The sequence below is a fragment of the Aquamicrobium sp. genome (assembly GCF_023954335.1).
In the GTDB taxonomy this organism is placed as follows: Bacteria; Pseudomonadota; Alphaproteobacteria; order Rhizobiales; family Rhizobiaceae; genus Aerobium.
Genome location: NZ_JAMLIE010000002.1, coordinates 46380 through 69821, shown reverse-complemented (window position 1 = coordinate 69821; position 23442 = coordinate 46380). Strand labels below are relative to the sequence as shown.

At 61.2% G+C, this 23442-nt stretch carries 27 protein-coding genes; 4 read left to right on the top strand and 23 right to left on the bottom strand.

What is annotated here, in order from left to right; translation table 11 throughout:
• Positions 1 to 9: 9 nt before the first annotated feature.
• Genes M9945_RS12870 through M9945_RS12855 form a run of 4 tightly spaced genes read right to left on the bottom strand, consistent with a single transcriptional unit; the run spans position 10 to position 4233 of the window.
• A complete protein-coding gene (locus M9945_RS12870) occupies positions 10 to 1014 on the bottom strand; it encodes a WD40 repeat domain-containing protein (protein ID WP_367944932.1) in 1005 nt (334 codons plus the stop codon).
• Between the two features lie 23 nt (positions 1015 to 1037).
• The gene (locus M9945_RS12865; protein WP_367944931.1) at positions 1038 to 2789 is read right to left on the bottom strand and encodes a hypothetical protein; all 1752 of its coding nucleotides are present in this window, start codon (positions 2787 to 2789) and stop codon (positions 1038 to 1040) included.
• Positions 2790 to 2796: 7 nt separating this feature from the next.
• On the bottom strand, positions 2797 to 3516 hold the full coding sequence (locus M9945_RS12860; protein ID WP_367944930.1) for a phage tail protein: 720 nt from the start codon (positions 3514 to 3516) through the stop codon (positions 2797 to 2799).
• A gap of 3 nt (positions 3517 to 3519) precedes the next feature.
• Positions 3520 to 4233: a tail fiber protein gene (locus M9945_RS12855; RefSeq protein ID WP_367944929.1), complete on the bottom strand. Its 714-nt coding sequence runs from the start codon at positions 4231 to 4233 to the stop codon at positions 3520 to 3522.
• Positions 4234 to 4321: 88 nt separating this feature from the next.
• On the opposite strand from M9945_RS12855, the gene M9945_RS12850 reads away from it, so the two are divergent.
• Together M9945_RS12850 and M9945_RS12845 are read left to right on the top strand one after the other, a co-directional pair.
• Complete coding sequence (locus M9945_RS12850; RefSeq protein ID WP_367944928.1) at positions 4322 to 4540, top strand: hypothetical protein; 219 nt, start codon at positions 4322 to 4324, stop codon at positions 4538 to 4540.
• 164 nt (positions 4541 to 4704) lie between these two features.
• Entirely contained in the window at positions 4705 to 4926 is a 222-nt protein-coding gene (locus tag M9945_RS12845) for a hypothetical protein (RefSeq protein ID WP_367944927.1), read from the top strand.
• A 165-nt stretch (positions 4927 to 5091) separates the two neighbouring features.
• Here the strand turns inward: M9945_RS12845 and M9945_RS12840 are convergent, their stop codons facing one another.
• The gene (locus tag M9945_RS12840) at positions 5092 to 6609 is read right to left on the bottom strand and encodes a hypothetical protein (RefSeq protein ID WP_367944926.1); all 1518 of its coding nucleotides are present in this window, start codon (positions 6607 to 6609) and stop codon (positions 5092 to 5094) included.
• A 52-nt stretch (positions 6610 to 6661) separates the two neighbouring features.
• On the opposite strand from M9945_RS12840, the gene M9945_RS12835 reads away from it, so the two are divergent.
• On the top strand, positions 6662 to 6886 hold the full coding sequence (locus M9945_RS12835) for a hypothetical protein (protein WP_367944925.1): 225 nt from the start codon (positions 6662 to 6664) through the stop codon (positions 6884 to 6886).
• 83 nt (positions 6887 to 6969) lie between these two features.
• On the opposite strand, the gene M9945_RS12830 is transcribed toward M9945_RS12835, so the two are convergent.
• The 17 genes from M9945_RS12830 to M9945_RS12750 form a co-directional block, all read right to left on the bottom strand.
• Positions 6970 to 8928: a hypothetical protein gene (locus M9945_RS12830; RefSeq protein ID WP_367944924.1), complete on the bottom strand. Its 1959-nt coding sequence runs from the start codon at positions 8926 to 8928 to the stop codon at positions 6970 to 6972.
• Positions 8928 to 9161, bottom strand: coding sequence for a hypothetical protein (locus M9945_RS12825; protein WP_367944923.1), 234 nt, complete (start codon positions 9159 to 9161; stop codon positions 8928 to 8930). Before M9945_RS12825 ends, M9945_RS12830 begins: the two co-directional genes overlap by 1 nt.
• Positions 9161 to 10987 carry a tail fiber domain-containing protein gene (locus tag M9945_RS12820; protein WP_367944922.1) on the bottom strand — a complete coding sequence of 609 codons (1827 nt, stop codon included), beginning with the start codon at positions 10985 to 10987 and terminating at the stop codon, positions 9161 to 9163. Before M9945_RS12820 ends, M9945_RS12825 begins: the two co-directional genes overlap by 1 nt.
• Before the next feature lie 12 nt (positions 10988 to 10999).
• On the bottom strand, positions 11000 to 11464 hold the full coding sequence (locus M9945_RS12815; RefSeq protein WP_367944921.1) for an N-acetyltransferase family protein: 465 nt from the start codon (positions 11462 to 11464) through the stop codon (positions 11000 to 11002).
• Positions 11461 to 13341, bottom strand: coding sequence for a hypothetical protein (locus M9945_RS12810; RefSeq protein WP_367944920.1), 1881 nt, complete (start codon positions 13339 to 13341; stop codon positions 11461 to 11463). The genes M9945_RS12815 and M9945_RS12810 overlap by 4 nt, the downstream gene beginning before the upstream one ends.
• 3 nt (positions 13342 to 13344) lie before the next feature.
• On the bottom strand, positions 13345 to 14040 hold the full coding sequence (locus M9945_RS12805; protein ID WP_367944919.1) for a hypothetical protein: 696 nt from the start codon (positions 14038 to 14040) through the stop codon (positions 13345 to 13347).
• Complete coding sequence (locus tag M9945_RS12800; RefSeq protein ID WP_367944918.1) at positions 14040 to 14717, bottom strand: Ish1 domain-containing protein; 678 nt, start codon at positions 14715 to 14717, stop codon at positions 14040 to 14042. Before M9945_RS12800 ends, M9945_RS12805 begins: the two co-directional genes overlap by 1 nt.
• A gap of 61 nt (positions 14718 to 14778) precedes the next feature.
• Positions 14779 to 15078: a hypothetical protein gene (locus M9945_RS12795; protein WP_367944917.1), complete on the bottom strand. Its 300-nt coding sequence runs from the start codon at positions 15076 to 15078 to the stop codon at positions 14779 to 14781.
• Between the two features lie 50 nt (positions 15079 to 15128).
• Complete coding sequence (locus tag M9945_RS12790) at positions 15129 to 16157, bottom strand: phage major capsid protein (RefSeq protein WP_367944916.1); 1029 nt, start codon at positions 16155 to 16157, stop codon at positions 15129 to 15131.
• A gap of 18 nt (positions 16158 to 16175) precedes the next feature.
• Positions 16176 to 17345 (bottom strand): hypothetical protein, encoded by a 1170-nt coding sequence (locus M9945_RS12785; RefSeq protein ID WP_367944915.1) that lies wholly within the window; start codon positions 17343 to 17345, stop codon positions 16176 to 16178.
• A gap of 24 nt (positions 17346 to 17369) precedes the next feature.
• The gene (locus tag M9945_RS12780; protein ID WP_367944914.1) at positions 17370 to 17690 is read right to left on the bottom strand and encodes a hypothetical protein; all 321 of its coding nucleotides are present in this window, start codon (positions 17688 to 17690) and stop codon (positions 17370 to 17372) included.
• Positions 17690 to 17914, bottom strand: a complete 225-nt coding sequence (locus M9945_RS12775) for a hypothetical protein (RefSeq protein ID WP_367944913.1) — start codon at positions 17912 to 17914, stop codon at positions 17690 to 17692. The genes M9945_RS12780 and M9945_RS12775 overlap by 1 nt, the downstream gene beginning before the upstream one ends.
• Positions 17915 to 17935: 21 nt before the next feature.
• Positions 17936 to 18118 (bottom strand): hypothetical protein, encoded by a 183-nt coding sequence (locus M9945_RS12770; protein WP_367944912.1) that lies wholly within the window; start codon positions 18116 to 18118, stop codon positions 17936 to 17938.
• 349 nt (positions 18119 to 18467) lie between these two features.
• Complete coding sequence (locus M9945_RS12765) at positions 18468 to 19559, bottom strand: hypothetical protein (protein WP_367944911.1); 1092 nt, start codon at positions 19557 to 19559, stop codon at positions 18468 to 18470.
• 30 nt (positions 19560 to 19589) lie between these two features.
• The gene (locus M9945_RS12760; protein ID WP_367944910.1) at positions 19590 to 20879 is read right to left on the bottom strand and encodes a tyrosine-type recombinase/integrase; all 1290 of its coding nucleotides are present in this window, start codon (positions 20877 to 20879) and stop codon (positions 19590 to 19592) included.
• Between the two features lie 130 nt (positions 20880 to 21009).
• Positions 21010 to 21186, bottom strand: a complete 177-nt coding sequence (locus M9945_RS12755; RefSeq protein ID WP_367944909.1) for a helix-turn-helix domain-containing protein — start codon at positions 21184 to 21186, stop codon at positions 21010 to 21012.
• Between the two features lies 1 nt (position 21187).
• The gene (locus M9945_RS12750) at positions 21188 to 22033 is read right to left on the bottom strand and encodes a hypothetical protein (protein WP_367944908.1); all 846 of its coding nucleotides are present in this window, start codon (positions 22031 to 22033) and stop codon (positions 21188 to 21190) included.
• A gap of 798 nt (positions 22034 to 22831) precedes the next feature.
• Between M9945_RS12750 and M9945_RS12745 the strand changes: the two genes are divergently transcribed.
• Complete coding sequence (locus M9945_RS12745) at positions 22832 to 23035, top strand: hypothetical protein (RefSeq protein WP_367944907.1); 204 nt, start codon at positions 22832 to 22834, stop codon at positions 23033 to 23035.
• A 70-nt stretch (positions 23036 to 23105) separates the two neighbouring features.
• Here M9945_RS12745 and M9945_RS12740 read toward each other — a convergent pair whose 3' ends face one another.
• On the bottom strand, positions 23106 to 23429 hold the full coding sequence (locus tag M9945_RS12740; RefSeq protein WP_367944906.1) for a hypothetical protein: 324 nt from the start codon (positions 23427 to 23429) through the stop codon (positions 23106 to 23108).
• Positions 23430 to 23442: the final 13 nt, after the last annotated feature.

The following is a 23442-nucleotide window of genomic DNA, read 5'->3' as shown; positions in this document are numbered from 1 at the left end:
TGTCTCCTGCTATCGGATGGCCCAAGCCGCCCCGGTTGCCGCTCCTGTCGGCAGCGTCCCCGGATTGCTGATCTTGACGGGGCTTCCGGTTTGCCAGTCGTAGATCGTGATGTAGGGCGAACCGTTGCATGCAACCGCAAGGTAACGACCGTCGGGGGACCAGTCCACGCTATTACCAGTCACTGTCGGCAGCGTCCCCGGATCGCTGATCTTGACGGGGCTTCCGGTTTGCCAGTCGTAGATCGTGACGAAGGGTGAGCTGCTGTGTGCAACCGCAAGGTAGCGGCCGTCGGGGGACCATACGGACGAGTAGACCTGATTGCCGGATAGCGTCACACCATGCGAGTACACAGGGCTTCCGGTTTGCCAGTCGTAGATGAGAATATTAGCACCACTGGTGTTTGCCGATGTTACGGCAAGGTAGCGACCATCAGGGGACCAACTCGCGCTCAGCCCATTCCCTGTCGGCAGCGTCCACGGATTGCTGATCTTGACCGGGCTACCAGTGTTCCAATCGTAGATCGTGACGTAGGGGGAGTTTACGTGCGCGACGGCAAGGTAGCGGCCGTCAGGGGACCAGCCCACGCTATTACCGAATCCACTGTCTCCTGCCGGCAGCGTCCCCGGATTGCTGATCTTGACGGGGCTTCCGGTTTGCCAGTCGTAGATCGTGATGTAGGGCGAGAGGCGGTGTCCAACCGCAAGGTAGCGGCCGTCGGGGGACCATGCGGCACCTCGCCCCGCTCCTGCCGGCAAGGTCGCCGGATCGCTGATCTTGACCGGACCTCCGGTTTGCCAGTCGTAGATCGTGATGTAGGGCGAACTATTTCGTGTGACGGCGAGGTAGCGGCCGTCGGGGGACCAACTCACGTAGATGGCAGAACTCGGCAACGTCGCAGGATCGGCTACCTTCACCGGAGCGCCGGTGCGCCAGTCATAGATCGTGATGTAGGGCGAATCACTTTGCGCGACGGCGAGGAAAAGAGCGCCGCCCCGCCCCCCGTCATGCAGCATTGCCGCATTCATTCCAGGTAGCATTATGAAAGCCCTCCGCCGCTTGTCGCGCAGGTCAGAGCGACTTTCCCGTCGCGAAGAACGGAACAGATCAGGATGTTTCGGGCGTTCACTCCATCATCCCACTCGATCTCCCCGGCAGGCGCGAGCCAGTAGGACGTGTTATAGGCGATGGTCCGTCCGCCAGTGGCATCCTGTGTCAGATCGAGGACGACGGTCTGCCCCGGTTTTGCATTGGACACCGCCCCGAGCGTGATGTTGCCGGTGACAGTGCCATAGGCAAGGCCGAGGAAGTCAGAGAAGTCGAGCGCGACGGTCCCTGTGAGATTGCCGAGATTGACGCCCTCGGCAGCATCCCAGAGTCCATCCGTCGTGATCGCCTTGCCGGCTGTGTCGTCACGGATTTCCGCTGCGGTCGCCAGTTCCACGACGCCCGTTGCCGAGGTCGTGGCGTTCTGCTTCAGATTGGAGAAGGCGGTCGCCTCATCAGAGGCGCCAGTACCGCCATTCCCGATAGAGAGGTCCGTCCCTGACCAGTTGCCATTGTTGACGGTATTGAGTGCGGCAAGGGAGCCAAGCGTCGGCGTTCCCGACAGGTCGCCATAGGCCCCAGAAGTTGCGACAGCCGCAAGGTCGTTCGGTTGAACGGCCGTGTCAGCAAGGCCAAGCGAAGCCGTAACCTGCGAAGCGAGCGCCAGCGTCGGATTGCCCGACTTGCCATCGCCGTTGGTAACGTCAATCTGCTGCGATGTGCCGGTGATGGTGCGGCTGGCATAGGCCCCGGCTCCGGTGCGGGCCATCATCCCGTCCGCGCTGAAATCCCCGTCCATGACAGCGCCGGCAGTGGCGACGTTCGTTGCGTCCGTCACGTCTGCCCCGGTCTCGATACCAGACAGCTTCGACCGCTCGGAGGCAGTCATTGCGACCTTGCCCGTGCCGTCCGCCATGTTGTCCATGTCGAAGACATCGGAAGCAACTGCATTCGGATCGTAGATGGCGCTGTCCATGTCGCCGCCACCGCCGCCGCCGCCGCCGGATGCGTTGAGCGTGGTGCCGCTGATCGACAGGTTCGCCCCGACCGTCAGCCATTCAACTTTGCCAGCCGAGTCGTCCCAGAACAGCATTCTGTCCGCGTTCGGGTCGGACAGCGCGGCCATGTCGTCAAGCAGGTCGCCATGCCCCTGCACCGTTGATCCGATGGCTCCGGGCTGAAGGGCTGTATCCGCAAGGCCGCCCTGCGCCGAGGTCGCGAAGTCCCCTGTATCGGCGGCGGCTGCCGTGCCGAGCGTCGGCGTCCCACTCAGATCGGCATATGCGCCAGTTGTAGCGACCGTCGCCAGATCGCCCGGCTGAACGGCGGTTGCCGCAAGGGAGCCTTGCGCGGCCGTAGCGAAGTCTCCCGTATCGGCAGCAGCCGCCGTGCCTAGCGTTGGCGTGCCGCTGAGGTCGCTGTAAGCCCCGCTGGTTGCGACAGCCGCAAGGTCGTTCGGTTGAACGGCGGTTGCCGCAAGACCACCCTGCGCCGCCGTGGCAAAATCGCCCGTATCGGCGGCGGCTGCCGTTCCAAGCGTTGGCGTCCCGCTGAGGTCGCTGTAAGCCCCGCTGGTGGCGACTGTCGCCAGATCGTTCGGTTGAACGGCCGTGTCAGCCAAAGACCCCTGAGACGCCGTGGCGAAGTCCGACGCCAGCACATTGCCGGCATCGCCTGACGAGTCGGATGCAACCAGCTTCGCGCCGGCAGCGGCGATCGTTGCAAGTTCGTTAATTTTCGGCATTCTTCACCTATGTCTTGATGCAGGCCAGAAGCGCGACGTTGCGCGGCCTGTTTTCCGTGCCGGTCATGTTGATGGTGACGGTGTGCGTGTGCGGCCCGACGACGCCCGTGTTGCTCGATGCAAGTGTCTGGTTGTAGCTGGGGACCGTCCCGGTGAACTGGTTCGCCACGATCAGCACCCCGTTCGTCACCAGCGCCGTCCTGACGGTTGCATGATAGTGACCCCCGGCAGATGCAGCCGCGCCATCGTGATCGTGCTCAAGGTTCTGGTCGCCCTGCCACGATCCGATCTGCCGGGCAGGATCGACGCCCCGCCCGAGATCGGCCCCACGGATAAACTCGCCGCGTATGTTCGGCAGGTTGAACGTGGTGATGCCGTCGCCCGCGCCCCATCGTGTCCCGATCCTCGAGAACAGCATCTGATGCTGCGAACGGGACACCGCCCTGCCATCACAGATCAGCCAGCCCTCGGGAGGGTTCAAACGCGCGAAGAAGAACACCGAACCGGCGAACATCGCCTGAATGGCGAAGATCGACAGACCGCCTATGCTTGGAAGCGCATTCGCAACGCTGAACGCGCCGGTTCCCCCGACCGACACTGGCAGCGGCGCTGAAAGGTCCGCCGCCAGATCGTCAATGAACGCGTTGTAGCGTGCGCTCGCGATAAGCTCGTCGGGCTGCCCCAGCGTGCCGGCCGGGGCGGTGTAGATACCGTCTATCCGGGGCATCGGTCAGTCCTTGATGCAGGGGAGCATGGCGACATTGCGGGGGCGTGCTTCGTCGCCGCCTTCCTCGCTGATCGTCAGGACGTGAGTGTGGATACCGGCCGTCGTGGTCGTATCCCCCACGGCCACGGCGGCCCAGCCCGCGCCCGAGACGTAGCCCTGCAATGTCGCGCCGCCCGTCAGGCCGACAACGCTGTAGGGGTGATTGTGACTGCCCCCGGCCACCGCCTCGCCGGTGTGCGTGTGCTCCTTGTTGTCGCTGCCCTGCGATGAGGCAAAGGCGCGGTCAGGATCGACGCCGCGCCCAAGGTCAGCGCCACGGATGAACTCGCCCCGAAGATCGGGCAGGTTGAACGTCGAGACGCCGTTGCCAGCACCCCATGTCGTGCCGATAGCCGCAAACAGTCGGCTGTAGGTAGATCGACTGACCTCCCTGCCGTCGCACACAAGCCAGCCGCCAGGCGCATCAGGCATCGCGAAGAACGCGACGATGCCCGTGAACATGCTTTCCAGAACGGCAATCGAGACGCCGCCGAGATTGGTAAGCGCCTGCTGGGCGTTGGTCGCGCCGGTGCCGCCAGCCGTGATCGGGCGTGGCGTGTTCAGGTCCTGCTCAATATCCCCGACAAAGGTGTTGTACGGGCCGGACTTGATCGTCGTGTTGGGCTGGCCTCGCGTGCCGGGAGGGAGATTGTACAGGCCGGAGGAATTGCGGGGCATTGCATGCTCCATAGAAAAAGCCGCCCCGGAGGACGGCTTGCGGAAAGGCTGGGGATGCTGTGGAATAGGTTAGGAGATGGAGGGGCTTATGCAGAAAGATGACGACAAGCCGGTTATAGAATACGAGGCAACCGGCATTGATTACGTTGGAGTTTCCTCAGCGGACGCGGGAGACATGATCGTCCTGTTTAACTGTGCCGGAAAAACCAACGTCGCCGTACGGCTCCCGACAGAAGTCGTTTCGCTACTAGAAGACAGGCTTGAAGCGGCCCGCAAGTCGCAGGCAGCGCGCCGTCCACCTCAATGAACCCTTCTCGGGCCTTTTGCCGGAGAAATTCTTCCCTGTTTCTGTATCTGTTCGACATGTCTTTCTCTAGTTCACTGACAAAATCATTGTACCGCGCCAAAGCGGGCGCTTTGCTCGCATGTTCGGTCATGCTATCTTTCCATGGTTGGGGAGGAACGGGGCGGATGAAGTGGATTGCTGTTGTGGTGCTGGCGGTGCTAGCGGGGTGCTGGGACAGCAAGCCAAAGCATTATTTTGTCCTCTGCGAAGGCAAAGATCGAAACGGCTGGGTTTTAATTGATACCGCGCGGAAGGACGGCTACTTAATTTCGTGCACCTATCAATCCCCTGACAAGCGCGGCATTTACACATCCCGATGCGATAACGACGGATGCGGGGTCAAATGAAACCAGAACCTCCCCGCGAGCCTTTCTTCGGCGGGAATGCCAAGGCTTTCGCGATCCAGTTCGCGTTCGTGATGTTTTCCTTGTTCGTGATCGTTCCGCTGATAACACCAGTGCTGCGCCCGTATAGCGACGGGGCGGTAGAGCGCGGATTTGATGCTCTTTGCTCTATTGGCCTGTGTACCCCGGAAGCGTCTGAGCGCCTCCACGTGTCAGAAGATCGACAATAGCCTTTCTCGTCGGATCGAGGGCCGGCATCGGCATCTTGCCCCCGGCTATCAGGGCCTCGGCAATACGCTCATTCGCGCTGCCAATGCCACGTGAGACTGCCTTGAGTCCGGAGCCGGCCATATACGGAACTGCCGCCCCCGCGAGCGGCAAGGGGTTCCCCGTCATCAGCGCCGCCGCTACCGAACCGCCAGCAAAGGAATGGCCGCCAAACCCCTTTGCCCAATTACCGAGTGAGCGCGCTGCGTTCTGACCGCGAGTGCCGCGAATTACCTTCTCCAACGCCTTCTTTTCTGCGTCGTTGAAGAACCGCGCGGTAGCGGGGCGATCAAGCAGGTTGGCGAGGTTCTGGCGTACCTTGTTCTCGACATTGCCGCCCGAGTTGTTCGCCATCGCGCGGCGTTCAGCCTTTTCCATCGCCGTATGAACCGTCTGCGCATTGCGATAGCGACGGTTAAGTTCGCGGGCGTGCTTAACGGCGTCTCCGGCAGTCGTCGGGTCGCCGGTCAGGGCATCGCCAAGCCGGGCGTTGTCGATAAAGTCGTCAATCTTGCTGACGATCCTGTTGCCGAAGAACTGATCGGCGCTGTCGGGGCCGATGTCGCGATAGACGATCTGACGAAACTCGTCCAACTGGCGAAGCGTTGGCGCGGTGCCAGAGCGAGCCTCCTTGATCATGTCATCAATCAGGCTTGCCGCGCGTGGGTGCCGCTGGGGGTTTAGGTTCTTCGAACGAGCGTCCGAGACAATATCAACGACGAGATTTCTGTAGGTATCCGGCTTGTATCGGATGCCTAGGGCGTCCGTGGCGTCATAGGCTGCATTTTTGGCCGCCTGCAACTGCTCGACGGAAGGTATAGCGTCATCTGTAACGCGGCCTGCGCCAATACGGGCAAGTGCGCCGGTTGCTGCGCCGGTCCCGGCTCCGATAGCCGCCCCCCATCCGGCATTCTTGGCTCTATCTTCAAGCCCCCTTCCCTCGCCCGCCCCATAGGCCGCTCCATAGGCTGCGCCTTCCGCTGCGCCCCGCCCCATAAGGCTCGGCAGCGTCGGGCGTGCACCCTGCAACAGGGATACGCCACCTTTCACAAGAGGTGCCGAAGCACCAAGGCCGCCGGCTACTGTCCCGACCGTAGACGCAATCGGGGAGCGTTCCTCGCGGCGGCGCTGCAATTCCGCCTCAACCTGCATATTGCGATCATAGGCACGGCCAACGTCGAAGCCGTCCCCTTGCCACCACTCCCGCGCAGCGCGGAAAGGGGCGTTAGCCGCTGACGCGATCTCATCACCAAACGGGACGGCTTTCGCAATGCCGCTGCCCGTCATATCGGCAAACGTCCCGGTTCCGGTGATGCGCTCGGCAAGATCGGCTTCGGACCCCGGCGACCACCCCCCCTGCGCCTCTGCTTTTCTGCGCCGTGCCTTCGCACGAAGGCGGATGGCTTCTAGTTCGTCCATGTCTCGACTCCGGGGAGGAAAGATTCAATGATGAGGGAAACGGGAGGGGGAAATGGACGAAGCGACAGCAGCCGCATCGCTGGCAAATCTCAATTTGTTGGTCGCGACGATCAAGCGGTTATTCCTGATTGGCGCACTCTCTGCGGAGGACGTAAAAGAGATAGCCGAAGATGCCCTACTCAACCTTGAGACGGCGCAGGGTCGCTCACCCCATCTTCAGGCAGAGTTTGAGACAGCGCGTCTTTTGATCGAACAGGCTGTTCAGTCAATTCACTGAGCCTCGCAAGCGTACCCTTGAGCGCCGCAATAAATTCCTCCCGGCGGCGTTTCTTCCTTCGAAACATATCTCTCTCCTGATTGTTACTGCCCGAGCACGCGGGCGCGTTCCTCGGGCGTAAGGTATTGCCAGTCATCTTCCCAGCCGGAAGGAACGGCGTTGTTCGGGTTGGCGGCTTCAAGAAATAGCGGGTTTGCCTCCGCATGCTCGCGCACCATGCGATTGAACCCGCTATCAAGCCGCCCATTCTGTTCAATGTAGTCGTCCGCAAGACGCGCAATTTCGATCTTCCGGCCTTCCATCGCCCGAAACGCTTCAAGCATCCGCCTGTTGCCTTCCGGCGAACGATCAATGCCTATCTGCGAATCTTTGAGGAACTTGATATCCCGATCCGACAGCGCGCCCGGCATGCCCATCCCGCCGTCCGGTGAACGCATCGTAAGAGCCATCCGGTTCTGTACCGCCCGGATCAATTCGCCGCCCGCGAGCTTTTCGGGGTCTGTATCCATCCCAAGCGCCGCCCCCAATTGGCGCAGTGTCAGTTCCGCCTCGGCTCCCACGCCGGTACGTACGCCCGTATTCAGCGCCTGCTCAGCCAGATCATACATGCCCATCATCTGATGAGCATTCGCGGCCCCGGCAGTAATATCATCATACCGCTTGGCGAACAGCTTGGCGCTTTCCTGATCCCACGCCTTCTCCCCTGCGCCGACATTGACGCTGGTAGCACCGGCGCGGCGCATATCCGTCATGAAATCGGTGAACGATCCCTGATAGCCCTGCTGACGAGCGAAATTGTATTCACGGATATCGTCTGTATCCTTCGGCTGGGGATTGCGCATCGCATCGATCTCAAGCCGAGACTTTTCCAGCCCGAGCTTGTCCGCCTCAAGCTGCATGCCGTAGCGCGGGTCCATCTGCTGCATCTGCTGCCCAAGCAGCGCCTGCGCAATCGGCCGGAAATGCTCCGGCAGATGAGGATTGCCCAGCGCGGCCGCAAGCTCCTGTAGCGTCGGGCCGGTCGGCTGGGGAACGTCCACATTGCCGGACATTTCCAGTCGAGGGTCCGGGGCTGCGGCAACGGGCATGTCGGATACGGGCTGCGCGGGAGCCATGGCGGGGGCCGGCTGGCCGGGCTGCAAACGGGGCTGGGTGCCGGGCGAAGGCTGGCCGGTCTGCGCCTGAGAAGGCTGGTAGTTCTGCGATGCCCACGCCTGCAATGCTTCGGGCGTCAGGCCGCTTGTCGGCGCCGGGACCGGGCTTGCAGGCTCACTCCCCAGCAAGGCAAGCGCCTTCTGCCGATGGCCTGCCATCTGGTTGTTGACCTTATCGGCCACTGTTCCGGGAGCGCCGCCATTGTTGGCGTCAGACGCATTGTAGCGGCCGACGCCGCCGGCATTGATGGCCGAATAAACGTCCATCAGGCCCATGCCCGGCTGCACCCCGGCCTTTCGCAGATAGCTGGCGACAGCGCCGTCCGGGCCAAGCTGCGAACCGACCGGATTGTTCCAGTCTACGCCGTGTTCTTTCGCCTGCGGCTCACCGAACTGGATAAGGCCCCGATGCTGGCCCCATTGCGTCCGGGGGCCGCGCTTTGTCGGGTCGAACGTGCCGGCAGTCTCATAGGAGATAGCGGTTGCAAGATCGGTAGCGTCGATGCCCAGCGCCTTCGCCGTCGAGATGATGCCGCTACGCAGATCGTTGTCCCCATGCGCCTGCGCCACGCGTGCGGACGCCATGTCCGCTTCAGGCATCGGCACGCTGCCATTCATCGAAGGCGCGGGAGGATGGTAGCTGCGCCCCATCCCTTCGATGATGCCCTGCATGCTCTGCTGCCCCGAGGCAAGGCTGGCCTGTTCGGCGGCGCGCGCCTCCCCCATCATCTGCCGATACATCAGCGCCTGCCCGATGGCGTTCAACCCCTCGCCCACGTTCTGCGGGGCCTTGCGGTTGCCCAGCATCAGGGCGGCCGCAAGCTCACGCTTGCGCTTGATGCTTTCCGGGGTCTCGCCGGTGTCGCCGCCGAAGATATAGGACGCCATCAGTAAAGCCCCCTTTGACCGAGGCCGAACAGGCTGCCCATGCGCCCGGCGGCCTGAACAAGCGGGTTGCCGGCAGGCGCGGACGGGTATTGCTGATTGCGCATCATGAGCGCCTGCGCGATGGACTGAATGCCACTGCCGATATCCTTGGGGGGATTGGTCGCGAGCGCATATCGCGCGGCCCTCAACGAGCTGGGCGCGGCCTGCTTGTTGGCGTCGAATATGAAGCTCATCAGTTCGCCCTCAGAATACTGCCCATCGGAAGCGCCCTGGCATAGTCAACATGCTTGACCCCGCCGAAGGTACGAACCGCCTCGGGATGCTTCTTCTCGACTTCCTGCGCCATCAGGCCGACATGCTTCCGGTGCATCGGGTCATCCTTGTAGGCGAAGGAATAGACATTCTGACCGTCATCGGTCTTGCCGATCTTCTCGATATCATCCTTCACGCGACGGTCTGATCGCATGAGGAACGCCGATCCCAGCCCGAACAGGCCGCCGAACAGGCTCTGGCTGGCCGCGTTTTGCTGCTGCCACGCGCCAAGCTGCTGATTGTAGTTCTCGTTGATCAGCCCGGCCATATCGACGGTCGGGATCGTCGGCATGCTCGCGTTCACAAAGCTCGGGTTCTGCACCTGACCCGTGCCGAGCAACGCCCCGATCTCGTTGATCGGCTGGTTTCGCAGTACGAACTGCTGCTGCAAATACGCATTCTGCGCGTTCTGCTGGGCTGCAATCCGGGCCTGCTGTTCGGTCATCTGGTTGCCGAACTGCTGCTGTTGCAAGGCGTTGTTCGCGCCCGTCACCTGAAACTGGTTGGCGAAATTCTGCTGGGTGGCGGCATTGCCGAATGTCGCCCGGCCAAGCAACTGATCGTAGTTCTGCTGCTGCGCCTGATTGCCGAGCATCTGCCCCTGATGCCCGAACTGCGCCCGGCCAAGCAACTGATCGTAATTCTGCTGCTGGGCTGCGTTGCCTGCCATGAGCGCCTGATTGTAGAAGGCGGCATCGTTGGCGTTCTGGCCGTATTGCTGCGCCTGTGCGGCGTTCTCGAATACCGCCCGGTCGCGCTCCATGCCGACAAGGCGCGATTGCTCCTGACCGGCCGCGAGGATGTTGCCGAGAACGGCATCGTTGACCTGACGCCCGAAATCAGCCTGCCCAGAGCTATAGGCGTCGGAGCCGAGACGGATGCCCTGATTGGCAAGCCGGGTCTCCAATGCCTCCCGCTGGCGGTCCAGTTGGGGCTGCATCCGCGCCATAAGCGCATCTTCGACCCGCTGCCGGTCTTCCGAGAAATCGCCGTTGTAGGACGTGGTGATATCGCCAGCGTCGTCTATGCCGGTGCGGAAATTGCGATTGATCGAGCCAGCATCCCCGAAGCCCGTGGCGAAGTTCTGGTTGATCGCACCGGCATCACCGAAAGACGTAGCAAGCTGGGGGGCGTTGGCGAACTGCTGGAAGCCCGGCAGCCCGACCTGCTGCCACGAGTCAACTCCCGGCATGCCCGACAGGTCCATCGGCTTGCCGAGATATTCGTCCAGAAACGCAGACTGGTTCGCGGCAAGATTGGCAAGGTTCTGGCGCGCGGTCAGATTGGCGTCATAGACCTTTTGCTCGCCGGGAGAATATTCCTGAACAGCAGTCTGCGGGGTGACGTAGTACCCCGTGACCTGTTCCCATCCTTTAGGAAGGGAGCCTGACCCCGCTGACCCGCCTGCGCCGCCAGTTCCCGTCTGGACCAACGAGCCTTCAAATCCGCCATCCTCGCGCGTCACATCGCCGAAGGGGCTGGACCAGCCGGAGGTAGACGAGGGCGGGACATAGCCCTGCGGTGCGGTTTGCGTAAGCTCGCCGTTCGGCCCGCGATACCATGTCTGACCGTTTGCATCGGCAACGAATTTCGGATCGCCGTCTAAATAGGTCAGCGAACCTTGCGGCGTGATCTGGTTGACGTTGCCGAGATATGAGTTGGCCTGCGCCGTGGAGAGGTTCGTCGAGGTCTGAGCCGCCGCGGTCTCATACGGATCGGGCGGCTCGGGCATTTTGGGTGCGCACATATGGCTGCCCTCTTAGAAAATGAATGTCATGGCTTGGCCCGCAAGCCTGAACCCCATGCGCTGCCATAGCTTTGTAGCTCTGGGATCGGTGGCGGCGGTCACATTGAAGCGCTTCACGCCGCGTCGGTTTAATTCTCCGAGGATTTCCTTCACAAGAAGACGGCCGATGCCCTTCCTATGTTCTTTCGTGATGAACACGGTGTCTTCAGTGGCGATAAACTCACCGTTGTGCATATCGTTTGTCAGATAAACATTTGAGTACCCGACCGGCACCCCTTCGCCTGTCCTAACCACGAAGTGAAGCAACCACCCGCCCTTTGCCGCAGCGAAATACGTTTCCAGTCTAGGATTGTACGGACCAAGATGGATGCCTGCCGCCCGGCATCGATGCTGCATTTCCGCGTAGTGCTCCATATACAGGGATTTCATTTCCGGGTAATTTGCTTCCCCGTCTTCCATCTTGATCTCATAACTCATACCACCAACCCGCCCGTCTCAAAGGTGATCGTGATTTCCGCCAGTTCCGCCGTGGGCTGAATGTTTCCTGACGACGCCATTTGCAGTTGCGGCGCTATCGAGTAGCCCGTGCGGCCTATCGAAACCCAGCGCGTCGAAACCGTGTAAAACTGGTTTCCTGCATCCCATATGGCCCGGTCCCATCGCCCCACGTCCCATAGCGACGGCTCAACGTCCAACACCGGTGCGTTCGGCTTGGGCGGCAGTTCAACCGAGTAATCCACCGAAACGGACAGTTGCGGGTCTATGTCCGTTTTCGTGATGAACGTTGCCCGAGCCTGATAGACGGTCTTGATGCTGCCGAAGCTTTGCAGGGCTTCCCAATTGCCGACAAAAACGGGATAGTAGGGCGTGCCGTCGTCATCCCCGCCGACCTCGCACTGCATGACCTTTCCGTCGCTGGTGCCGATGAACAACTGATCGTTGAACACCTCGCAGCACCGCGTATCCCAGCCGGTGTATTTTGCCCACGCGCCGGTTTCGAGGTTGAACACGAAGCAGTATCGTTCCTCGGCATCCTGCGTGTTGATCGGCAGGGTGACGAAGCCCATGTTCTTCAGCGGCCATCGCTGGATTTCCCACGGCAGGGATCGGCGCTGCGTGGTTTCTTCCAGCCAGTTCGGCTCGATATTGCGCGAGACCGCCCCCATGGCGAGGACATCCGGCCCCTTGGTGATCGCGAGAGAGATCGGCACAAGTCCCTCGCGCGTCAGGACGTACAGATCGCCACCAACACGCATCGATCCGCGCGGCCCCATGGGATGCGTCATCTCATAGCGCCCGACAAGGTGCCAGTCGTCAGCATCGCTGGGGTTGCTGCCCTGATAAACGGCAACCTCGCCCTCAGTCGAGACGATAACGAACTTGTCGTCCATGCCGTCGCCGGCGTCCATAGACCACGTTGCCGTGAACAGGATCGATCCGCCTTTCTGGAAAACGCCGTCCAGATTGAAGGATGAAAAGGCCCCGACAATTGTGTTGACGCTGGGATACCAGATGCGAAACGTGTTCTGCTCCACGAAGAACAGGCGATTGCGATAGGCGGACACATGAGACAGGGCATTGGTCGCAACGCCCGTAACCGGGTTCCACAGCAGGGTTTCCGGCGCGTCCGTGGTCGCCTCGCCGCCCTGCCCGTCCGTGATCGTCTCGTTGCCGTCGAAACTGCCAATCAGATTGTTGATCCAGATGTATCCGCTTTCGGCCCGGACGATGGTGGCGGACGCCCCGGATACCGCACCTGAAACCGTCTCGCCCACGGTAAACGGCGCCACCTCGCTGTTGTAGGAAATGCGATAGAGTTCGCTCGCCCCGATTGGATACCAGTTCGACCCGTCATAGATGCGCATCTGATCGGTGCCGTTGACGGCAATCAGAAAATACCCGCCCGAGGTGGCGAAATTGACATAGCAGTAATACCCGCCCGTCAGGCCGGCCACTGCGGGCGTCGGAGGGTCAGCAATCGTCAGCGGATCGTCGCTCTCGTCCGTCAGCGCCTCAAGGTTCTGATCGTAGAGGATGATGTCCGTGGGAGCCGTGCTGTTCCACAGGGCGTCTCCGGTGGAAGTGAAGAACTGCGCATTCCCCTCGACGTTGTAGACCAGCATCGATCTTATGGGATTGATGCCGTACGATCCCCACATGCGAAGACCGCCGCGCGTGCGGATTGATTTCTGCGTCGGGAAGAAGTTTTCCAGCACCTGGGCCGAGTTGGGGCGGGATGCGATCATTGCGTCGGCCGTCACCCATCCAGCGATAGGAGCCGGGAAGGCATGGCTGCGCATCTGAGGCGGCTTGCCAAGCTGGGCCGCGATCTGCGAACGGCGCGAGACGGCCATAGCCTACCCCAAAACCCACGGATAGGCAGTCGGAACGTCGATCCTGACGCCTTTGCCAACGCTGATGATGCGCTCGCCCCGGTCAATGCCAACGGCACGGGCGAGCGCAAGTTCGTAATCGTTCAATTCCTTGGCGTATGGCTGGGATTTGGCGGATTTCCAGTTCCAGATCAGGCCAAGCTCAAGAAGTCGCTCGGGGAGGACATAGCTGTCGTCGTCCGCCTCGAAACCCGAGCGGAGCGGGTCCGGGCCGGCAGGCTGGACAACCTCATTGCAGACATAGGTGAACCGAACGATCTCACCCGCCGCCAGCGGTTCCTGAAACACGATCTTCCCGCCCATGAGCGTCCAGATCGGGGTCAACGTCCAGATTTGATCGGTGATAGCCTTCAGCCACGCATTCGCGTCAGGGATATGCGTGAACGCGCAATATGGCCGGCTTTGGGAGACAAGCTGGGAATCCTTCTGGAAGCGCAGGAAATCAATCGGGAGATTGAAATCGGTCTGCACTCCATCGCCAATCACCGAGCCGATCCGGGTCAGGCGCTGCCAGTCGAACTCGTCAACGATCAGGTCGGACACGCGCGCAACATGCGCACGCATCTCAACCATTTCACGGGACTGGTTGCCGTAAACCGTGTCCGGCACATTCATGCCGAGCACGGTTGTGGCCGACTGCACCACCGACAGGATCGTCATTACGCGGCCTCGGCCTGCACTTCTTCAGCCATGCGCACGAGAGTGTCATGCGAAGGATTCCCGCGTGGTCGGGTACCAGTCTGTTCAGCTATCCACGACTTCAGGTCTTCGTCGGACCAGTCGGAGAACTCGGACGCGACAGGCGCATCTTCGGGCGGAAGCGCCGCGCCTTCGAACCGGGCGAGCTTCGCCCTCAATTCGGCAATCTCTGCCGCCATGCGCGAATTGTCGCCCGTGCCACGGGCCGTATCGAGGAATGCCTGGGCTTGCGCCTTGAGCTTCTGACCCTCCATGCCGAGCGCCTTGAGGTTGCGGCCTTCAAGAGCCGCGAGCGCTTCCGCAGTGTAGATTTTCAGCGCACGAAGCTCATGGCGCTTGGCCTGCGTCAGGAAGGTCAGTTCCTCAAGCGGCGTTCCCTCTGCCACCTGAACACGATCCTCCTTGAAGGCTGCATACTGCTTCTGCCAGCGCTGGGCATAGGTGATTTCCTCGCCATCCTCGCGCTTCCACATCTGATGCGCCGGGAATGTCGGGGCAAAATTACGATCACCGGCGATCCTGACTTCCACAAACTCTTCGTCGCGGTAGATCGGACGGTTCGCCTCCTTCGACTTGACCTCGTCGAGGACGGAGATCGTCTTGAAGAACGGCGTGATCAGGGCGTCATTGTTCTGCATCGGGGGGTTCCTTGTCTGAGAAGGTGCAAAGAAAAAGGCGGCCCGAAAGCCGCCTCATTCCTTAGAGCGCGTTGCCCTTGCGGGCGTGGAAGTACGCATTCGCCGGGACGGCGGCGACGGTATAGAAACCGCCCGATCCCGCCGTCGCCACGAGGGTGCCGGCGTCGATCTGCACCTGCGTGGTGGCGTTGATGTCCGAACTGCCGGCCTTGACGTAGACGTACTCATATCCGTCCGAGCCGGTAACGCGCGTGCCGAGCGCGTAGGACGGCGCGGCGGACGTGCTGATCATGTCCCAATAGAACTGCGTGCTGGACTGATCGACATCAGGCCCCAGCGTCGGAGTGGTGCGGTAAGCCATATTGGCCTCCTGTGTCAGAATGAGAAAAGAGCGGCCCGAAGGCCGCCCGATTATGCAGCCGGGTTGCTGTCGAACAGCCGCCACGAGAACAGCGGGTTGATGCAGATCAGCTCACCACCCCAGATCAGGAACTGCGCGATGGCGTCCTGATTGATCGGCTTCTGACCGTCGCCCTCAAAGAGCGGGGTGAAGTTGGCCGAGGGGTGATAGCGGAGCTGCCACGAGCGGGTTTCAAGCCCGTACGTCGTGTTCGACGGCATGTTGTTGTTCAGGCCCGAGGCCAGAACGATTTCCGCCGACCGGCCGCCGCCGACATACTCGATTGCCGAGAAGCCGAGGGAGGCGAGGCTGTCCTGACGCGCAATGCGCTGGATAGCCACCGTGGCCGCGTCATAGGCCCAGTAGTGTTCCTCCGACGCGACCAGCAGGTCAGCGGCCCGGTTGTTGCGGGAGCGCTGCGACAGGATACGGGAGAAAATCGCCCGGATCGTGACCGAGTTGACCTGCGTGCCGATGCCGGAGAAGGCGGTCTGGGCATCGAACGCGGACGTGCGCCACAGCGCATGCGTGTTGCGGTCAATGCCACCATAGACGCCAGCCGTGGCGGGATTGGTCGGCAGAGCGGCCGCGAGGCCCGTGATCTGCTTGCCCCCATCGGCGGTGCCGTCCGAATGCAGGCCCTCGTCAAGAGCCTCCACCATGGACATTTCCGCGCCGTCCATGTACCCCTCAAGGAGGTCATGAACCCGCGTGTCGCCCTCGTTGGCGCGCATTTCCTCGCCGGTGAGCGATATCGGAACGGCAATCTGCTTCGGCGTCCATACCGCGTCGTTGAACAGCTCGATAGGCGGGTTGCGAAGGATATCGTATCCCTTGAACCACTGCGCCTGCTGCTTGTCGATGCGAAGCGTCTGGCGGATTTCCGGGCCGGAATAGGTCCGAATATTGCCCTTGCGCTTCAGCACGTTGTAGAGCGGGATGGAGTCGGAAACCATGTCCTCGATGCCGGGCTGACGAAGTGCCAGCGCGGTCGAAAGAACCTGGCGGTAGTGACGGTCGGTAACGACTGGACCAGCCATAATTCAAATTCCTCTTGATCAGCCTACCCGCTCCATTGCGAGACGGATGGCTTCGCTTGCTGACATGGCGCGGCCCTTGCCCGGCTTCTGGTTGCCGGTGGAAGGTGCGCCGCCGATTGACTTCTTGCCTGCCGGGTTGAGCGGCGCGGGCGTTGCCGGGTTGAGCGGCTGGGGAGGCGATAGCGAGGCTGCTGCGGGGTTGAGCCGGTCAGCGAGCCTGTAGGCCTCGGAAAGGCGTTCCTGCGGGGACAGGTTCATCGGGACCAGTTCCGGCGATTTCAGGAACCTCTCGATGTCGGACTGCAATTCCTCGAAGCGCGAATGCTCGGGCTTCGAGGAAAACGCGGTGATCTCATTGATGACAGCGGCCTGTTGCTGCTGTTCGATGGACTGCGAAACGCCGCCAAGCTGCTGCTTGAGGCCTGAAATCTCCGCGCGAAGCTCCTGAATGACGGACGCCTGCTGCGATGCGACCTGATCGTGCGGCTGGTTGAGAACATGCGCGGCAACATCACGCAGGGTCAGCATGCGCCCGTCCTGCGTGCGTATGTTGAGGTTCTGCATGATCTTCTCAAGGCCGGCTATCGGGTTCTTCGCCAGCATCTGTTCGATGCCGAGATAGTTATCCAGCCCGGCCTTGATCGTGGTTCCGTACTGCTTCGCAAGCTCGCGGTATTCGCGAAGCTGCTCATATTCCTCGGCATCGGCCTTGTACTTCGTCAGGCCGCTCTCAAGCTCGCGAATGGCCCGATGCACTTCGGCCTTCACCGGCTCGGGCGCTGTCTCCCATGCCGCCTTTGCATCGGACGAGAACCGCGCGGGAGCTTCGCGGTGAGCGGTGTTGGCCTGCGGTTCCTGCGGCTGCTCAACAGGCTGTTTCGCCGCGAACTTGCCATCATTGCCGCGCTGGTGAATTTCGGGCACCTTTTCGGGCACCTTTTCGGGCACCTTTTCGGGCACCTTCTTGCCATCATCCTTCTGCTGATCTTCGGCCCTGACCTTCTCGATAGCCTGCTTCACCGCTTCCGAAGCGGAAGGAGCCTTTTTCGGTTGCTCGACAGGCTTCTCCGGCTCCTTGGCCGGGAGGCGGGCGTCTATCGGGTTGTCCGCGTTGATCACATCGTCGCGAAGCGCAACAGAGGTATCGGCAGGCGCAGGAGCGCCACCGTCAAGAACGGCGTCGGTCATGATTTGTCCTTGTCTGAGAAGGTGCTAGGGCTTGATCCCGTTGCGGACCATGTATTCAGCCTGCTTCAGCGCCTCACGATTGGCTTTCGTGTTCGGCTTGGGCTTGCTGTAGGTCTTGCTGCGAAGTCGGGCAGGATCATCCCCGACTTCGATATAGCCGCGCTCTTTCGTAATTCGGCGGTATTCTGACTTCGAGGTATAGAACCGGCCGTCAACGTGCTCGGTCGGCTCCATGTCGTCACGGATGAACATCGGGATCGGCAGGTCGGAGCGCCCGCGAACGGGCTTCGGCTCCTTGCGGTAGACCTCCCGTCCGTCAGGCAGCGTGTACCAGCGGTAGGTCATCAGGCCTGAAGCGCCGCCACAACGTCGGCAGCGTCCGAACCGGACGTGAGGGCTGCGATTTGCGCCTTGGCCGCCACGGCAACCTCGACGCCGGCCTGAGCGCCTGTGATGTTGCCCCACGCGACCGGACCACCGCCAGCATTGGCGATAGCATCCGCCAGCAGCTTTGCCTGTTCGCCGGGCATGCCGACGCGCTGCAACTGTTCTGCGAGAGAAAGTGCCATAGTTTTCGTCCTTGTTGAAAATCAGTCTTCCGGGTCAGGTTCCGGCGGCTCGTGGCCTTCGACGATGAAGGGCGTGCCGTTGTCTGAAATCGTGATGGGCGCGCCCAAGCCATTGCTTGCGATGGTGAGGACAGGTGCATTTTCCTCGACGGGGCGGACGGGAACGCCGAGGCCGCTTGCTGCGATGACGACGGGGACGCTCATTCTGCCGGCTCGTATGTTGCTGCGAAAATGTCTGGTTTGCAGGGGTAGTGCTCGCCTTTCACGCCGGTGATAATCCAATCTCCGGGGCGGACGATCATCGATCCTTCAAGGGTGTCGATGTAATCATGCCCGCATAGAGAGCAACACGCTCCCCCGTCTGTCACTTCTGAGCAAGTGTACTTGATAAGTGCCGGGTGCTCGCACGGGTACTGGACTGCCTCTACCACAACGGGCTTTTTACGGAATTTCATTGTGTCGGCTCCTTGGCTGCTTGCCGCTCGGCAAGGCTCATCTGCCTGTCACTGCTGCGCTCGGTGAAGTCCTGTGACCTGTCGGCGCGCTGGTTGTCCTACGCCCGGAAAGCAGCATCACGCGCGGCGTTCTGCGCCTGTTGCGCCTTGGCCGCCGCGTCGATCTGTGCGCTTTCCCGCTTGATCTGCAATTCGGCAGACTTCGCCTCAAGCTCCATCTGAAGCTTCTGGACCTCAAGCGCGCCCTTCTGCTCATCCCGGCGCATCTGTGCGCTGATCTGCTCAAGCTTGGCGGCGTTTTCCTGCTGCTTCGCCTGCGCCTCGATCTGCTGGGCCTGCATGTCCGCCTGCATCTTCTCGCGCTCGATTTGGAGCTTGGCCTGAAGCTCCTGCATCTTCATCTGCATTTCGGCCTGCATGCGCTGGCCTTCGGCTTCCGCTTCGGCCTTGGCCCGCTCCGCTTCCGGGTTCGGCGGCGGATTGGCGGCGCGCTGCTTCATCTGGTCCGCAAATTCCTCAATCGCGGCGTCCAGATCGCGCCCGGCACGATAAGGTGCGACCGCGAATTTCAGCACCTCCGCTGCGAAACCAGCCGCGCTCGGCTCCATCTGCACCAAGCCGGCAAGCTGCTGCATCGTTCCGCCCAGCGCCGTCAGGAACTCCCCGCGCCGCTGCTTCTCCGCGTCCTCGTCCGGCTGGATCGTGCTGTCCGTCTCGATATCGAGAGCGAACGGCCTGATCCGCTGATCGCGCAGGAGCTTCATCACCGCCTCGATGGTCGGTTGCTTCCTGATCTTCTCAATCTGCGCCTGCGCCTGGCCGACGATCTGCTGCTGTAGCTGCGCGGCCATCTGCTGGGCCTGTTGCGGGTTCTGCTGGGCTTTCTGCGCCATCTCGGGGTTTTGCAGCGCCTGCTGGACCTGTTGCTGAAACTGCTGCTGCGCCTGCTGGGTAATCGCGTCCGACTGCGCCGCAATCTCCGCGTCTGTCGGTATCTCCATCTGGCTCATTTCAAGCAGGGTCTTCTGCGCGAAATTCTCTGCCATGATTTCGGAGGCGATCCGCACAACGTCACGCGCGATCCGCACCAGTTCGGCCTGCTTGTCCCTGATCCTGACCGAGCCGTACTGCGCCTTGAGGTTCTGTTCCGTCGCCGTCTTTTTCGGACCCGTGTCCGTCTGACCTCTCATAATGTCCGATCATGCGGCAGCCCTTTTATTTCAACTGGTTACGTCGATAAGTCGCGTTTTTGTCGCGTCGAACGTAGCTGCGACGGCGTGCGCAGCGGTCGAAATCCGGTCGTCATCCGGGAAAAGATGGGCGTAGATATCAAGCGTTGTGCTCACCCGCGTATGCCCGATCATCTTGGATACGTTCATCACCGGCAAGCCCGCGTCGATCAGGAGGCTTACCGCCGCGTGGCGCAGCGCGTGCGGCGTGAACATGCGTCTGCCTGTCTCGCCATCCACCAGCTTCGCCTTTTTCATCATGTTGTCGAATGCTGTGCGCATATAGTGTTCGCGGTGGCGCTCCTGCCCCTTGTCGTTAGCCCAAACCCATCCGTTAACTTCATCCATCGACCATCGGAAATCGGGGTTCTTCCACCAGCGGGCAATCCGCGACATGACGGTGGCCTCGACGTAGGATTTATGGCCCGGTGCTCGCGCTTGGTTGACAATGGCGCGGTGGCGAGCCGCGTTCATGAGGGCCGCGCGGATCGGGTGAGTTATCGGAATTTCGCGCTCACCCGCTTCGGTCTTGGGACACTTCAATCCGTCGAAACGGCTGAGTGTGTGGCGGATGGAGATGCTACCGCAATCAAGGTCCACGTCTTCCCATCTCAGGCCAAGTATCTCACCCGGCCGCAGCCCGCCGAACGCGCCAAGCGTCAAGATGATCTGCTGGTTGATGCGCGTGCTGATCGCCTGATTATCGAGACTCTCGTCAAACGCCTGCTTCAGAAGCAGCGTCAGGTTCTCGCGCGATGGTATCTCCTTCCGCTTTTCGAGCTTCGGCAGCCGGGCCGGATCGTCTCTCAGAATGTTCCGCTTGAGCCACTTCTTTTTGACCGCGAACGAAAGCAACATGTTGAGACTGATGTACACCCACCGGATGGTTCTCGGTTTCATGGTGGAACGCAGGCTGTCGATCCACTCCTGCGCGGCATCAGTCGTGATTGAGTGCGCCTGACGGTCTCCAAGGTCGGCTACAACCCTGCGAACACCGCCGCGATAGGATCGAAGCGTATTGCCCGCCAGATCGCCTATATGGTGGCGAAACTCGCATTGTTGCATGAACTGTTCGGCTACCTCGCGGATGCTCGCGCCCTCCATCCGGGCGACGTGCACGCCGCTATCAAGTTCGGCCTCGATTTCCCTCCGAAGTTTGTCGGCATCCTTTTTCAGTCCGCTCTTAGGTGTAGCGCGGCGGCGTTTGCCGTCTGCATCGGTGTATTCAACAACCCATGGGCTGTTGGGGTCGTTCGGTTTCAGTTTACGGACACTTGCCATAACTCTGGCCTCCTTCTCATAGGGGAAAGCCCGGCCGCCGGAGCAGCCGGGCCGGTTTGTCAGCCTGCCATGAGGCGCTGCGCGAGAAGCCCCGCGCTGATGGTGACGAGGAAAAGCACGTCGAAGTCGGTCATGTCCGCACCGTCCGGCGGGGCAGCTCAAGCTTTTCGTGGCAGATGCGGTAGACGCCATGGAGCGACATGCCGACCTGCGCCGCTATCTCCCGATACGGTGTGCCGGAGTTGTAAAGCGTCTCGATCCGGTCGTTTCTCGCGCGGTCCTGCCGCGCCTTCTCTTGCGCGGTCATGTCAGTGCACCGTCCGAAGTTCGGGGATAAGGACGACAGGCTCGTATCCCTCCTGCCGAATGACTGTCTTGGCGGCGCTGATCGTATGCGCGGCGAGAAGATGATCGGCTATGCGATGGCCTGATCCGTCGCCCGGCCATTCGGCAAAGAAGCCCTCTTCATAGGTGTGCATGGCATCACTGTCGCAGATGCCATGTTCCGTTGCGCCGCCGTCAACGCTGTCACTTCGGCCGTGCTCGTTCTCGTCCTCGCGGTCGTCGGTTTCCTCGCCCGCGCGCCAGCCGGTTCCGTGACCGACAAAGCCAAGGTCAGGCTCGCCGTCGCTGCACTTCCAGCCTTCTGAAACCTCGATCCGCCGAACTTGATCTAGGTCTTCGGTCGTCCCAAGGCCGGCCTCGTACTCACCCCACATATTCAGGGTCTCTTGACTGCCCTCATCCTGCCAGCCGAGCGAATATTCCTCGTCGCCCGAAACTGCACCCTCATCCTCGGAGACAAGTTCACGCTCGTCGTCGTCCTCGCGGTCCTCGCCGCTACTGTCACCGCAAGCCCAATCTTCCTGAGAGTGTTCGCGGCGCGCGGCCCCTGTCTCGTGTCCGAAGCCCCATCCGACGCCGGGATGCCGTTCGGCGGCGGCAAGCGCCGGCTCGTCGTCTCCCGTTTCCTCGAAGTCCTCGTCAAACCAACTGTCTGCCGAGTCCTCAAGATCGGGGTCCGGCTCCATCGCGTCGAGCATGTCGATAAGGCGCTGGATGGTATAGGCGACGGTTGCCCGGTCGTTGCTGAGCGTCAGGAAGAACACTCCATTCGCCTCTGCGAGGCGTGGCAGTTCTGTCATGTGTTCCATTGTAGTTCTCGCGGTTGGAACCGGCTTGCTACGGCCGGCGGCCGGCGATCCTTGCTACGGGACGGCGAGCCTGATCCGGGGTCGGCCCGGAGCCGGGGGTTAGCAACCTGCCGCGAGACAGGCCGAACGGTTTTAAGGTTTCCCTCTGGACATAGCGTTCGCCCCCGGCCATAAAAGCCGAGTTGGAACGCCCGCCAAGGCGTCACCTATGCGCATTGAGACCCGCCAAGGTCTCTCAGCGCGTCAGCAGCGCACATGACGCCAATCATGTCCTGCCTATCGCGGTCCGGGTTGCTAAGCCCACGGACACATTGCCCTGATTTGCTAAACAGTTCAATAACCCTGCCCTCCGGGGCGAAGGCTTGCCTATGGCTATCCTTTGCGTCACGTTACCGAAGTATGGGGTATGTTTATGGACAGTCGGCTACGATACACCGCAGACAAAATGAACGCGTCCACTCTGCGGAGGGCATACCTGAAATGGCGCAGTGCTAACTCTATGCCGGAGCGATGCGACAACGAGGAATGCGTTTTCCATTCCGAGCCGCTACTTTGGAATGGTCAGCCGCTTCCCTTAATTCTAGACCACATCGATGGGGTCAACAGTGACAATCGACCGGAGAAACTCCGGCTCCTTTGCCCGAATTGTGACTCACAACTCATTACTCGCGGTGGCAAAAATAGAGGCGTCGTAGAGAAATCACCGGGTGGATACGCGCATATGGATCGCGAAACGGGAAATCGGCATTATACTCTGCCTGCCGAAACGGCGCTTTTCTCAGTAGGAAAGAAGGGAAGATGATCTTCGGAGATTGGTCTGATCGCCATGACCGCAGTGTCGATAGGGCCTACCAGAGTGCCGCCGATCACAACGAGAAGCTTAGCGATCAGCAGGTCACGAACTTCCATCTCGTCGGCATTCGCCGCCGCCTCAACAATATCGAAGTGGGCGTTTGGCTGATCGTTATTCTGCTGGCGGCGGACATCTACCGCAACTGGTAGCGCTCCTAGACCAATCCAGCCAGGACGGCGAGGATGAAGGCGACGGACGCGGCTGAGACGATATAGGCGATCAATGGCGGCTCGCCTCCGTCGAGAACTCGCGGGCGTTTTCACCGGTCACGATTTCCAGCGCGCCCATTGCCCTTTTGAGCAGGGAAAGGGTCGCATACTGGATTTCTGTCGAGTACGGACCGCCGTTGAGATGGAACGCGTTGAGAAGCGCATGCGCCGTCGTGACAAGCGCCAGCGCGTCTACCGCGTCGTTCGCCTCGCTCTCCAGCAGGCGGCAGAAGGCATCCCATACAACCTCATCACCGATTGCCGTATTCGGTCCCCGTGACCGGATCATGGCCGCGATTTCCCGCCCTACGTCCGATGCGGTAATCTCTGTCATGCTCGACCCTTCG